13 protein-coding genes and 1 tRNA gene are annotated in these 12,234 nt (G+C 65.8%); 3 read left to right on the top strand and 11 right to left on the bottom strand.

What is annotated here, in order from left to right:
* Positions 1–8: 8 nt before the first annotated feature.
* Positions 9–575: a hypothetical protein gene (locus ACFYSH_RS19010; protein WP_388753815.1), complete on the top strand. Its 567-nt coding sequence runs from the start codon at positions 9–11 to the stop codon at positions 573–575.
* Between the two features lie 62 nt (positions 576–637).
* Here ACFYSH_RS19010 and ACFYSH_RS19005 read toward each other — a convergent pair whose 3' ends face one another.
* The 4 genes from ACFYSH_RS19005 to ACFYSH_RS18990 form a co-directional block, all read right to left on the bottom strand.
* The gene (locus ACFYSH_RS19005; protein WP_359471340.1) at positions 638–2,419 is read right to left on the bottom strand and encodes a DEAD/DEAH box helicase; all 1,782 of its coding nucleotides are present in this window, start codon (positions 2,417–2,419) and stop codon (positions 638–640) included.
* A gap of 164 nt (positions 2,420–2,583) precedes the next feature.
* Entirely contained in the window at positions 2,584–2,952 is a 369-nt protein-coding gene (locus ACFYSH_RS19000) for a type II toxin-antitoxin system death-on-curing family toxin (RefSeq protein ID WP_388753812.1), read from the bottom strand.
* Entirely contained in the window at positions 2,952–3,149 is a 198-nt protein-coding gene (locus tag ACFYSH_RS18995) for an Arc family DNA-binding protein (protein ID WP_359471344.1), read from the bottom strand. The genes ACFYSH_RS19000 and ACFYSH_RS18995 overlap by 1 nt, the downstream gene beginning before the upstream one ends.
* Positions 3,150–3,181: 32 nt before the next feature.
* A complete protein-coding gene (locus tag ACFYSH_RS18990) occupies positions 3,182–4,654 on the bottom strand; it encodes an MFS transporter (RefSeq protein ID WP_388753809.1) in 1,473 nt (490 codons plus the stop codon).
* A gap of 199 nt (positions 4,655–4,853) precedes the next feature.
* On the opposite strand from ACFYSH_RS18990, the gene ACFYSH_RS18985 reads away from it, so the two are divergent.
* Positions 4,854–4,928: transfer RNA gene (locus ACFYSH_RS18985), tRNA-Cys, on the top strand.
* A 69-nt stretch (positions 4,929–4,997) separates the two neighbouring features.
* Here the strand turns inward: ACFYSH_RS18985 and ACFYSH_RS18980 are convergent.
* Genes ACFYSH_RS18980 through ACFYSH_RS18970 form a run of 3 tightly spaced genes read right to left on the bottom strand, consistent with a single transcriptional unit; the run spans position 4,998 to position 6,516 of the window.
* Positions 4,998–5,411 (bottom strand): hypothetical protein, encoded by a 414-nt coding sequence (locus tag ACFYSH_RS18980; protein ID WP_359471348.1) that lies wholly within the window; start codon positions 5,409–5,411, stop codon positions 4,998–5,000.
* A gap of 41 nt (positions 5,412–5,452) precedes the next feature.
* Positions 5,453–5,704 carry a DUF397 domain-containing protein gene (locus tag ACFYSH_RS18975; RefSeq protein WP_388753805.1) on the bottom strand — a complete coding sequence of 84 codons (252 nt, stop codon included), beginning with the start codon at positions 5,702–5,704 and terminating at the stop codon, positions 5,453–5,455.
* Entirely contained in the window at positions 5,701–6,516 is an 816-nt protein-coding gene (locus ACFYSH_RS18970; RefSeq protein WP_388753802.1) for a Scr1 family TA system antitoxin-like transcriptional regulator, read from the bottom strand. Before ACFYSH_RS18970 ends, ACFYSH_RS18975 begins: the two co-directional genes overlap by 4 nt.
* Positions 6,517–6,600: 84 nt before the next feature.
* Between ACFYSH_RS18970 and ACFYSH_RS18965 the strand changes: the two genes are divergently transcribed.
* Positions 6,601–7,092 (top strand): hypothetical protein, encoded by a 492-nt coding sequence (locus ACFYSH_RS18965; RefSeq protein WP_388753799.1) that lies wholly within the window; start codon positions 6,601–6,603, stop codon positions 7,090–7,092.
* On the opposite strand, the gene ACFYSH_RS18960 is transcribed toward ACFYSH_RS18965, so the two are convergent.
* The 4 genes from ACFYSH_RS18960 to ACFYSH_RS18945 all read right to left on the bottom strand — a co-directional run bounded on the left by ACFYSH_RS18960 (position 7,009) and on the right by ACFYSH_RS18945 (position 12,022).
* The gene (locus ACFYSH_RS18960; RefSeq protein ID WP_388753796.1) at positions 7,009–7,965 is read right to left on the bottom strand and encodes a MarR family transcriptional regulator; all 957 of its coding nucleotides are present in this window, start codon (positions 7,963–7,965) and stop codon (positions 7,009–7,011) included. The genes ACFYSH_RS18965 and ACFYSH_RS18960 overlap by 84 nt on opposite strands.
* Before the next feature lie 731 nt (positions 7,966–8,696).
* Positions 8,697–9,323: a hypothetical protein gene (locus ACFYSH_RS18955; RefSeq protein WP_388753793.1), complete on the bottom strand. Its 627-nt coding sequence runs from the start codon at positions 9,321–9,323 to the stop codon at positions 8,697–8,699.
* A 69-nt stretch (positions 9,324–9,392) separates the two neighbouring features.
* On the bottom strand, positions 9,393–11,576 hold the full coding sequence (locus ACFYSH_RS18950) for a hypothetical protein (RefSeq protein ID WP_388753790.1): 2,184 nt from the start codon (positions 11,574–11,576) through the stop codon (positions 9,393–9,395).
* A complete protein-coding gene (locus tag ACFYSH_RS18945; protein WP_388753787.1) occupies positions 11,576–12,022 on the bottom strand; it encodes a hypothetical protein in 447 nt (148 codons plus the stop codon). The genes ACFYSH_RS18950 and ACFYSH_RS18945 overlap by 1 nt, the downstream gene beginning before the upstream one ends.
* Positions 12,023–12,234: the final 212 nt, after the last annotated feature.

Here is a 12,234-nt window from a genome sequence, read left to right as displayed (position 1 = left end):
AGAGCCGCGTGGACGCCCCTGAGGTCCTCTCCGCCTCCCAGGTATGCGGCGGAACGCTGTCTGCGGCAGGCGTGGCTGCGCTGGAACGCATCGGGGGTAAGAACGGGTACAACGAGCTGGAAGATCCGGAAAGGTGGTCGCTGGATTCAGCCGCGAAGCGTCTTGAGGATTCCGCAGTCTCCGACTACGAGTGCAGGCTGTACCAGGAGGACGACGACAGTGGATTCCCTCTGATGACCATCGGGTTCATGGCGAGGAAGAGCCACCCGGATCCGGTCGAGGCGGCCAAGGACAGGGAGCCCGACCAGCTCTTCTACCCACTCGGGGTGTACGCGTCCGCAAAGGGATACCTCGCCACGTCCTTGTTCTTCGCGTGCCCCACGAAGCGAGCCGACGGCAGCACTTCCTATGTGAAGGCCGACATGTACTCGGCGGAGGACAAAATGAACGCCGACAGCACCGGCAAGGACCGAATGACGATCCTCAACGACATGTCCCGGGCCCTGGCTGAAGAGCTGGGCTGCGCCGCACAGGCCAAGCTGCCCACCAAGGTGCCCGACGCCCTGCCCGAGTGACACCACGGCCCCGGTGCGACGCGGCTCACGCCGCCCCCGCACCGGGCCCCGTCAGGCCGGGCTCATCGCATCCGGGTGGCCCACTCCTGGACCTTCTTGATCCGGTCCTGGATCTGCCCTGCCGTAGCCTCCGCGCTCGGCGGACCGCCGCACACCCTCCGCAGTTCGGTGTGGATCACCCCGTGCGGCTTGCCGCTCTGGTGCGTGTACGCCGACACCATCGTGTTGAGCTGCTTGCGCAACTCCAGCAGCTTCTTGTGCGTGACCACCGGCCGGTCCTCGGCCGCCTTCTCCAGGAGGTCGGCCTCCGCGGCCGGCTTCTGGCGGCTGTGCGCGATCTGCCTGGTCTGCCGCTTCTGGAGCAGCAGCTGCACCTGGTCGGGTTCGAGGAGGCCGGGGATGCCCAGGTAGTCCTGCTCCTCCTCGCTCCCCGGGTGCGCCTGCATGCCGAACTCGGCACCGTCGTACAGCACCCGGTCGAAGACCGCGTCGGACTCCAGTGCCTCGAAGGGCAGCTGCTCCTCGGTCTCCTCGTCCTCCAGCTTTTCCGCGTCCGCGAGGAGCTGGTCCTCCTCGGCGAAGGGGTTCTCCTCGTCGCTGCCCTTCTTCGGCTTGTCGAGCACGTGGTCGCGCTCGACCTCCATCTCGTTCGCGAAGTCGAGGAGCATCGGGATGGTCGGCACGAAGACGGACGCGGTCTCACCCCGACGCCGTGACCGTACGAAACGGCCGACGGCCTGGGCGAAGAAGAGCGGCGTCGAGATGGTCGTGGCGTACACGCCGACTGCGAGGCGCGGCACGTCGACGCCCTCGGACACCATCCGCACCGCGACCATCCAGCGCGAGTCGTCCTGGCTGAACTTGTCGATGTTCTTGGACGCGGCCTTCTCGTCGGAGAGGACCACCGTGGGCTTCTCCCCCGTGACCGACTTGAGGATCTTGGCGTAGGCACGCGCCGACTCCTGGTCGGTCGCGATGACGAGCCCGCCGGCGTCAGGGATGCCCTTGCGCACCTCGGTCAGCCGCTTGTCGGCGGCGGACAGCACGTTGGGGATCCAGTCACCGGTGGGCGAGAGCGCGGTGCGCCAGGCCTGCCCGATGGCGTCCTTGGTCATCGGCTCGCCCAGCCGCGCCGCGATCTCGTCCCCGGCCTTGGTGCGCCAACGCATGTTGCCGCTGTAGCTGAGGAAGATCACGGGGCGGACGACCCCGTCGGCGAGGGCGTTCCCGTAACCGTAGGTGTAGTCGGCCGAGGAGCGGCGGATCCCGTCGTTGCCCTCCTCGTACGCGACGAAGGGGATCGGGTTGGTGTCGGAGCGGAACGGCGTACCGGTGAGCGCGAGCCGCCGCGTCGCCGGGTCGAACGCCTCCTGGCATGCCTCGCCCCAGGACTTCGAGTCACCGGCGTGGTGGATCTCGTCGAGGATCACGAGCGTCTTGCGCTGCTCGCACCGGTTGCGGTGCAGCATGGGGCGCACGCCGACACCGGCGTACGTGATCGCGACCCCGTGGTACTCCTTGCTCACGGGGCCGGCGCTGTACTCCGGGTCGAGCTTGATGCCGATACGGGCGGCGGCCTCCGCCCACTGCTTCTTCAGGTGCTCGGTGGGCGCCACGACGGTGATCTGCTGCACCACGTGGTGGTGCAGCAGCCATGAGGCGAGGGTCAGCGCGAAGGTGGTCTTCCCGGCGCCGGGGGTCGCGACCGCGAGGAAGTCACGCGGCTGCTCCTGGATGTACTTCTCCATGGCACCCTGCTGCCAGGCGCGCAGCTTCCCGGCAGTCCCCCAGGGGGCGCGGCCGGGAAAGGCGGGTGAGAGGTGGTGGGAGGCGGTAGTAGTCACGGTCTCCGGTTCGGGGCACTCGGGTACGTGGGGCGCTGCCCGTACGGGCCGGAAGCAGCCCGTACGCGATACGACAACCGGGCCACCCTACCGGCGCGCGGGGCGGAACCCCGTACGAATCAACTGTGGCCCGGCACTGCTGAGACCCGCTTCACAGGGGACGGTTATCTGGCGAAGCCGGGCAGCTGCTCCGCGATCTTGGCCATGTCCAGCGCTCCTTGACACACATCCAGCACGAACCGCTCGGCCTCGTCCACGTCGAAGCCCGCGTCGAGCGGATGCCCGTTCATGTGCAGGAAAACCCAGGTCGCGTACCAGGCGATGCGCTTGTTGCCATCGACGAGCGCGTGGTTACGCGCCAGGGATTCCATGAGCGCCGCAGCTTTCTGCCACACGTCCGGATAGGCGTCCTGGCCGAATACGCTCGCCTGCGGGCGCGCCAGTGCCGATTCGAGCAGCCCGTAGTCACGTACCTCGGACGCCCCCAGCCGTTCCGCGAGGTTCAGCAGCTCGGGCAGTGTCAGGTACTGCATCAGGCCAGCCTCCGGTTCAGCTCCCCACTGACCTTCAGTACATGATCCGCTGCCTCGTTGAAGAGGCGCGAGTGTTCGTTTATGGCGGTGATCACCGCATCGTGAGCGAAGGACTGCATACTGCGTCCCTCTGCCTCGGCACGCGCGCGCAGGGCGTCGAGCTCTTCCTCGGTAAACCTCAGATTCAGACCAGCCATGGACGAATGGTACCGCGTAGTACCGCGTAGTACTAAGGAACTGTCCGCACCCGCCCCGCAACCCACACCCCCACCAGCGCCACCGCCGCCATCGGCAGGAACACCACCGCGAACGCCCCTGGATGCGCCGTGGCCGTACCGCCGCCCACAGCCCCGTGGGCAGCCGCGCCCACCGCGCCGCCGCCGAGTGCGGCGAACGCCGCACCGCTCGCCGCGAGCAGCAGCGCGTTGGCCAGCCCGTCCGAGATCTGGAGGGCGGCGGAATTGGCCCCCGCTTCCTGCGGGGCCGACAGCTTCAGCAGCAGCACGCTCGTCGACGCGATCACCATGCCCATGCCGAAGCACCCGAAGCCCCAGACCACGGCCAGTGTCCACACCGGTACCGCCTCGATCAGCACGCTGGGCGCGGCGAGGATCGACAGCGTCACGCACACCATGCCCACCACCATGAGAGGCCCCCGGTGGGGCTCCAACCGGGGCCGGGCCAGTACGTACGAGCCGAGCGCCCAGGTCAGGCCGCCGGCGGCCAGGGAGAGGCCGGCCAGCGTCGGGGACAGGCCGCGCTGGGTCACGAGCATCAGCGGGACGAAGGACTCGGCGACGATGAACGAGCCGGCCGATATCCCCCGCAGCAGGATCACGGCGGGCAGCCCCCGCGCGGCCCGCACCGTGCCCCGGGGCAGCAGCCCGCGCACGGCGGGGACGAGCAGCGCGGCACCGGCCAGCGCCGGGACCAGGGAGAGCCACCGCAGCTCCTGGCCCGCGTACTGGAGCAGCCCGGCCCCCACCGAGATCCCGAGCGCGAGCCGGATGCGGCGCCGGTCGAACGGCTCCGCCGCGGCCACGGCGTCCGTGGGCCCTCCCGCCATCCGCCGTATCGCGGGCAGTGCGAGGCCCAGCGGGAGGAGGATGAGGACCGGGATGCCGACGAAGACCCAACGCCACCCGAGGTGTTCCGTCACGGTCCCCGAGGCCAGCGGCCCGACGACGGACGGGACGATCCAGGCGGCCGAGAAGCCGGCCATGATGCTCGGCCGGATCCGCTCCGGGTAGGCCCGACCGATGACCACGTACAGCGCCACGATCACGAGCCCACCGCCGATGCCCTGGACGGCCCGCCCCAGGATGAACGTCCACATGGTGCCCGCGGTCCCGGAGAGCACCAGCCCGGCCCCGAAGGCACCGATACCTGTGGCGAGCGGGGCGAGGGGCCCACGCCGGTCGGCCCACTGCCCGGACAGCACCATGGCGAAGAGGCTGGTGGTGAAGTACGCGGAGAAGGCGAACGCGTACAGCGGGATGCCGTGCAGCTCCCGTGCCGCGACCGGCATCGCCGTGCCGACGGCGGTCGCCTCGAAGGCGATGAGCAGGACGACGGAGACGATGCCGATGCTGAGTGCCCGGTAGGTCCGCCCGAGGATGCCTTCCGCCGGGTCGGCGACGGTGGTCTCGGTCTCCACGAGGGCGGCGGTGACCTCGGCGTCACTGGGTTCCAGGGCAGTCATGAGCCCCAGAGTAAGGGCCGTCCCTCCGGGTGACCCCTGTCGGTGGGCGGTATCCGGCTGGTCCCTTCGTCGTACGACCACGATCCCGCCCGGACCTGCCGTTCATGAACGCGGCATGGCAGTCGCATTGCAGCCCGCCCGGACCCCTTGGCCTGCTCCCCCGGGGCCCGTACGGTCGACAGCAGATCAAGAAACGCACGGCCGTGTGCCCGAGAGGCTCAGGGACTCGACTGCAACTCGAGATACACCGGTTCGAATCCGGTCACGGCCTCCAGCGGAAAGCAACGGCCGCCCCCCATGGCGTGGGGGCGGCCGTTTCCGTGTGCGCGGGCCTGCCGCCACATCAGGGCTTTAGCTGCGCCTTCTGCCGGGCGCGCTCCTCGGACTCCTGCATCTCCAGGATCCGGAAGACATGGGCGCTCGCCCGCTTGCGTGCGCTCCCGCTCGTGAACAGTGCCGCACCCGCGACGGCGGGGGGTACGGCAAGAAATCCGATTGCGACGAGTTCCGGCCAGTCGCGCTCCATGCTGCACAGCTTTCCCGCGCCCTGGCTGTACGGAGTGCTTTCACTGTCGTAGAACACCGGGGCCTCGCAAGCGATTTCTTCCGTGCTCCACTGCTCCTGCACGGTGAACGGAATCAGCAGCAGGTACCCCAGCCAGAAGAACAGCGCGGCGGACACCGTCATCAGGCCGGCGCCCCAGCTCTGCTGCCGTCCGGCCCAACGGTCGAATTCCTGTCGGGCTGGCCATTGCATGAGAAGTCCCCCAGTGGTTGCGCGACGGTCCGTTGATGCGGTCAGCCCGTGACCGTACTCGCCACGAAGGCCGTCCACGCAGCAGGGGTGACGGCGAAGGTGGGGCCGTCGGTGACCTTGGAGTCGCGGACGTGGACGGTGTGAGGGCAGGTGGCCACCTCGACGCAGGCCCCGCCTTCGTTGTTGCTGTACGTGGACTTGTGCCAGTCGTAGGCGACTTCGAGGCATGCCCCGCCCTCGTTGCCGCTGTAGCTGGACTTGAACCAGGTCAGTCCGGGGGCTTCGTGGCTCACAGTTGCCTCACCTTCGTCTCGATGACCTCTGCGGACTTCCAGGGGTTGAGCGCCTGCGCCCGCAGGATGCCGAAGAGGTCGAGCATGTCGCCCACCTGCTCCGGCCGTGAGATCAACCTATCGCCGCCCTGCGCCTCCACATACAGCAAGTTGCGGCCTTCCGCCGTGGACATCAACTGCATGGGACCCATCAACCCCGCATGCGTGTGCTGTGCCGACGGCATCACCTGCACCGTCAGGTGGTTGAACCGCTCCACGCAGTCGAGCACGTGACGCAGTTGCTCCTTCAGCACCTCGGGCCCGCCGAGCGTCCGGTCCAGGATCGACTCCTCGATGACGTACCCGATGCGCGGCGGCGGGGTGCGCGACAGCACCGACTGACGCTCCAGCCTCGCTCCGACGTGCCGGGCGATCTCGTCCTCCGTGTACGCCGGTACGCGCGACCGGTACAGCGCGTGTACGTACGCCTCCGTCTGGAGCAGGCCCGGGATCAGCATCGTCTCGTACGCGCTGATCACTCGCGCGTTCCGCTCCAGCTTCGCCCAGTCCAGGAACTTCGGCGGGTACTTCTCCTCGTCCACCAGCTCGCAGCACGCCTTCAACGCCCCGCCCGCCCCGAACACCCGGTCCGAGTCGATCAGCAGGTCGCGCGAGGGAATGCGCTCCGCCCGCTCGACCGCGCCCATCAGCGACTCCGAGATCAGCAGCTGCTCCGCCGCCTCCTTCTGCGTGAGCCCCGCCCGCACCCGGTGGATGCGGATCAGCTCCCCCACCAGCCGCCGCCCGCGCGTCGTCTCGCCACTCGTCCCCACAGCCGTCACCGTCCTCCCCACATCGCATGGATGTGGATCGCGTCCTGCTGGTCACGCTACGCAGTCACCGCGATGCTCATTGCCATGACGAGCAAGAAGCTCCCCGAATGGGTACCCGCATCGGGGCTCCGACTCCGCCTCACCGGCGTTTACTTCGATGCCATCCGGCTGCGCGGCGTCCGGGGAGAGGCGGTACTGCACCACCTCACCACCCTCACGGACGGCGATCCGGGACCCGTCGTGCGGGAGATCGCGGGGGCGCGATGGACGTACTTCCTGCTAGAACCCGGCGCGAGCCAGGACTTCGACTGGCCGCCCGGCGCGAAGTGCTTCGGCCCGGCGGCGCGCGACCAGTACGTCGGGATTCCGGCCGCCCATGGCAACACGTATCCACTGAGCTGGCGGTGCGGGCCTCCGCAGGACGGGGACTTCGTGGACGCCGAGCTGCTGTACGGGCTGGTGATGGCCCAACTCGGCCCGGCGCCCGGCGGCTCAGGGGGTGCGCATCAGGTTGCGGAGGGAGGCGACGAGGGCCGAGACGTCGCGTTCGACCTCGGCCGGGGCTGCGGCCTCTGACGGTTCCGCCGCCTGGTGCGCGGTCGCACAGGGGCGGCAGAGGCCGTCCGGGAGCGCTTCGGCCGGGCCGGGGCGGCCGCAGTCGGTGCACTCGACCAGGAGTCCGCGCGCAGGACGAGCGGCGGGTGGGCCCTGGGCCGGTACGGGCAGGTGGGGCGGCATCTTGTCGGTGAGGCGGCGGCGTACCAGGCCGATCGGTGAGCCGACGCGTTCGGGGAGGCCGGCCGTGAGCGCCGAGGTCAGGTGGTCCGCGCTGACGCCTCGCGCGAACCATGCGGCGGCGAGCGGTTCCAGCGTGGCGCAGTCGGCGGCGGAGAGCGCCAGGCGGGTTTCGCTGCGGCCGAGTTCAGCGAGGGCGAGGTAGGCGGGGGACGGGGCCCCTGCGTCCGGTGTGGGTACGTCCACTGCGGGTCGCTCCGCCGTGCGCTGCTGAGGTACGGCCATCGGCTCGACAGAGGGTGCGACGGCGGCCGGATCGCCTGCGAGCCTGGCGGTCCACCACTCGTTGTCGTGGGCGGTGCGGGACCAGTAGGTGAGCGTCACCCACCGGCACTGGCCTGCCCCTTCGACCCGGCAGCGGACACGGCGCAGGTGTCCGGCCACGGCGAGGGCGCGCAGGGCGGTACCGATGGCCATCTGGCCGTACAGCGGCAGGTCCTTGGCCAGGGACTTGATGTCCATGGCCGCACCGTCGGGCAGGTGGTCGACATACGCGGCGACGTAGCGTTCACGCTCGGGGAGGAGGGCGAAGGCGGCTGCGTTGGACGGCCCTTGGGCGGGGACGGTCTGCTTGCCGTAGCCGGTGTGGGCCTTGCGGTACGGGCGCGAGGCTGCGGGGGCGGGCGGGGCGGAGCTAAGGTGCTGGATAGCCACGAGATCGTCCTTCTTGGGTGCGCGATCTTGGGTCAGACCCCGGCCGGTGCTGCTAACACCGCGTCGGGGTCGTCTCGTTGTGGGCACCGTAAGCAGCCGCGACTCTTCGCCGCAACTCGATCACGATTAGTCATACTTGCTGGTCGTGACGGGGAGGGAGGGTGGGGAGGTTTCCCTAAAGGCCCTTACCTACCCCCCGGATGAACAACACGTCTCGAACCCCGGCCCTCGCGTCTCAGCTCTCGAAGCCCGAAGCTCAAGCGTCGGCCCCGCAGACATTCCCCGACCCTCGAACGAGTGACAGGACCAACCCGGCGCTCGGCCCCCGAGACTCGAGGCCCGAGCACCGGGGCCACGATCCGGCCCGGGCCCCTGACCGCACTCGTGGTCATGGTTACGTCCACATTGAGAGTGTGAAGGTCACCTCGTTGCCGAAGTCCATCTATGTCGGGCTGCCGGTCTGGCCGTCGCGTGTCGTAAACGTTCAACTTGCGTGCTGTCGGCAAATCCTTGACCTCAGTAACCGGGGTGAAGCCCTCACTCGGCTTCATGCTCGGCCTTCATAAGGGGGCCGCTGAGTTGCTGGTCTCCATCCGACCTCGCCGTCCGCACGTTGATCACTTTCTACTTCGCGCCCTCCTGCGACGAGACCCGCCGAGGACCGGCTCGCCGATCCCGGCCGAGGGCAAGAACCGAACATTTACATTGACACCACCCCCGCCCATCACGCATCACTCGAAACGGGGCAGCCCGGCGGGGAAAACCTGCCCTTCCTTACACTTTTCGACTTTATAGGTGTGCCTCAGGATTTGATACGCAAAATCAGCCACGTGCTGCTGAAGCTCAGCCCCTGACACCCGCGTGTCCCCAATGGTCCTTGTATCAGCAATCAAGGCATACGCCTGCAACGGCTTCTGGCCTTCCTGGTCCGGCCGGGTGCAAGACACGTAAACGGAAACGCCATCAGAGGTCGTCATGGCAACGATCCCCTCCGCCTCCACCTCACGCGGCTTCTCATCGCCGCCAGAATGCCCCTCACGCCACTTGGCGACCGAGACGTCGTTGACCCGAACCTCCCCGGAAAGTATGGAATCTTCCCCATGCGTCTTGACATGACAGAAGAAAACCGTGCCACGAGAATTTGAGTACGCGGCACCCCTCTCCCCTCGCTGAGAAGCCGTCATCGTGCTCGGCAACACTTCTTCGGCAATCTCCCGGTCAGCCGCACCGGAGCACACTTCAGCCGGTAGACGCTCAATCCCCTCGGTAAAAATCTTTACATATCCAAAAAATCCCAGCACTGCAACAACAAAGCCGACAAGTGCCTGCTTTGCCATTCTCTTCTCAACCGCTTTCATGAGTACACCTCGGAACCTTTGACCGCTTTCCAATCGCGAAATACCACGACGGCACGTATCTCATCGCAGTCATGAACTCGGCCGGGCATGACTGTCCTCCAGGTTCGAGTCACTATCCGCCCATCCGTCGTTCAAATTCCTTCGAATAATATCTTTAGTGCCGTCGATCGGCAGGTCCGCGCCATACTTTTCAATGGCATCCGTCGCCGCCTCCTCGGTCTGCATTCTGGCTGAAGAGAGGTCCCCGTCGAGACCCTGACCTGTGGCATACAGGGCGCTGTCCAGTGCGCCATTCGCCTCGCGTCCACTCATGAGGCGATCCACCGCCAGACCCACGATCCCTCCAAAAAATCCGCCCCCCACGGCTCCCGCCATGGCACCCTGCCTCCCATCAGGCACAAGGGCCACCGTTCCCACCCCGACACCTGCTGCCAGCACAGCTTTGAAGAAATCCCCCTGCGCCTTGACTGCTTCATTTTCACTTTTTTGGGCCGCCAAATCAGCCGAGATCCCGGCATCAGCCACCGAGTGACTCACAATTCCTTCAACTAGCCCTGCATTGTAGGCCACTGCCTCGATGGCTTGTGTCGTCGAGCCATCGAATAGGGAAGGTTGCGAGATGTGGGCTTCCAAAAGGCTACTCGTATAGATACTTTCACCCATATGGAGCGCAACTCTCCCATTGTCATCCCGGGCCACCTCGTACAAAAACCTCCTGACGTCCGTCGGAGATGTAAGCCCGTTACCGTCTGCACTATTGGTAAGAAAGATAGACTCCGCCCCCTCACCGGCCAATGACCGGCTGATCTCGGGCATATACGCAGACGCCATATGCCCAAAACTTGCACCAATAGCTTTGTCTACGAGGTCAGAACCGCCATCAGGCTGCGCGACGGCATGCATGACGTTACGCATGATCTCGACTTGCACCTTGCTGTGAGGGGCGGGCTCGGTCGCCACCTCTCCGAACGACACGCTCGTGACAGCCGCCTCAAGCGCATGCCCCACGGACGCCCCCCTATCCGTGTATCTGGTGCTCTGGAGCACATGATCAAGGGTCGACTTGTCGTCGAAGGTATTCGTCGCCGCTTCAGCGTTGTGTGAGAGGGCATCCATGAACCCGATCAGAGGATCCCGCCCGTTCCCCTTCCCGAATACCAGGTCCGCTGGTTGGTCCGGAGACGTCCACACATCATTGGTGTGCATTCCGGGAACGCCGACCGGAGCCATATCAGATTTCAGGAGCTTCTTCCCGTATTGATCAAGGAATTCACTGTCGTACTTCCCCTGACCCATCAAACTGCTGATAACTTGAAAACCTAGAGCCCCGTTTGCACCCTTGAGAGGATTGGAAGCATCCGGGCGAAAACTGGTATTTCCCTCATTAATAAGATCCTGCTTCCACTCCTTCATCGGAGCGGAATCGGAGTATGTCGCTGACGCAAGGGTCAGGCTTAGGTTCTTCTGCAGCTCCTGGAGCTCATTCATCTGCGCCCCCTTTACTCCCGCATATTGGTCCGTGACCTCGGCCCAGAACTGCAGCGTGCCCTTAGCCTCCGCCGCCAGGGCGAATCGCTCCGAAAACAGTGGGTCCTGGCCGTACCTCTTCAGGCGGTCATTCATCTTGGCCAGGTCTGCGGCCGTACGGTCCTCAGGGTCCTTCTTCACGATCTTGGCAATTTCGTCCGCTGCCTTCATCGCATCGGCTGCGGCGTCACGGTCCTTGTAGGAGGAGCCGCCGGAGAAACCGTACTCGGCATGGTTCGCAAGTGCCTTCAACACCGCACTGGCAGTGCTATCGCTCTCAGTTGCTTTGGCGAGGATGGCCTGGAGATCGTCCCTCAGCAGCGTCATCGCCTCCACGCTTCCGGCGGGTTCCGGGTGCACGTTCACGTAGACCTTGAAGCCTCCTCCCTTCACACCGACGACGGAGAGATGATTGTCCCAGCCCCGGTCGATCGCCCTGTTGAGTTCGTCTCGGTAGCCCACGAGCTCTCCCCTGGCATCGCGGAGGATGTTACGGATGCTCGTTGCCTGCTTGACGGCATCAGTGAACTCGCCTGCCGTCTTGTTTATGAACTCCCTCGAGACGGATGAATTCAGCCCGGCCCATTTCGCCCTGTTCGCCTTAGCCCTCAGATCGTCCCGCGCCCGCCTCTCCATCTCCGTGAGACGCTGGATCATTCCGGTCCAGTCTTCGACAGCAGTGCCAAGCGAGGAAAAATTTCCGTTTCGCAGCGCCTCGATATCCATCAGGGCTTACTCTCTTCGTCGAATCCCTTGCCCAACGTCGCAATGCTGCTGACCCTGGACGCGATGTAGTACTCATCGCCCTGGTGCGTCTTTTTAGTGAATTCCATGTGGTTCGAAATATGGGCGCAGGCATCGACGAGCGATTGCAGCTGCTTTTCCCATTTCTTCTGCACCACGTCCAAGCCACTGCCGAGTTCAAACTCCTGCGTGGTCAAATTCTTAGCCGCAGTCTGACTGCTCGACCAAGCATCCCGGCCGTACCGCCCCAGGTCCTCGAACAACTTGAAGGCGCTATCCCCGATCGCAGCCAGGTCCTGCTGGTCGACGGCCAGGTCCCCCTGCCCACCTCCGCCACTCTCCCCTTGGCTCGACGCTTGATTGAGCTGCATGTTCGCAGTTCGCTCCTGCGCCTCTGCTTTCAGCTGCTCCCACTCATCCCAGGCCATGTCTGATCGCTTCCCCCGCCCACTCCAGTACAGAACACGTCTGCGAGAAAACCTAGCAAACAGAATTTCCGTGCGACCACGATTCTTAGGCATGCTCATGTGAAATTTCAGTGGCGCGCGAGGTGTGATGGTTTCGGGTGTGAGCGGACGGCGGCAGCAGTTCCATTCCCGAGTACGATCTGTTCGTCACCGCCACCGCCGATGACGGCACC

Origin of the sequence: Streptomyces sp. NPDC005791 (assembly GCF_042871485.1) — a bacterium.
GTDB lineage: Bacteria > Actinomycetota > Actinomycetes > Streptomycetales > Streptomycetaceae > Streptomyces.
Note: the sequence above shows the minus strand (reverse complement) of the source record. Positions and strands in the feature narration are given on the sequence as shown.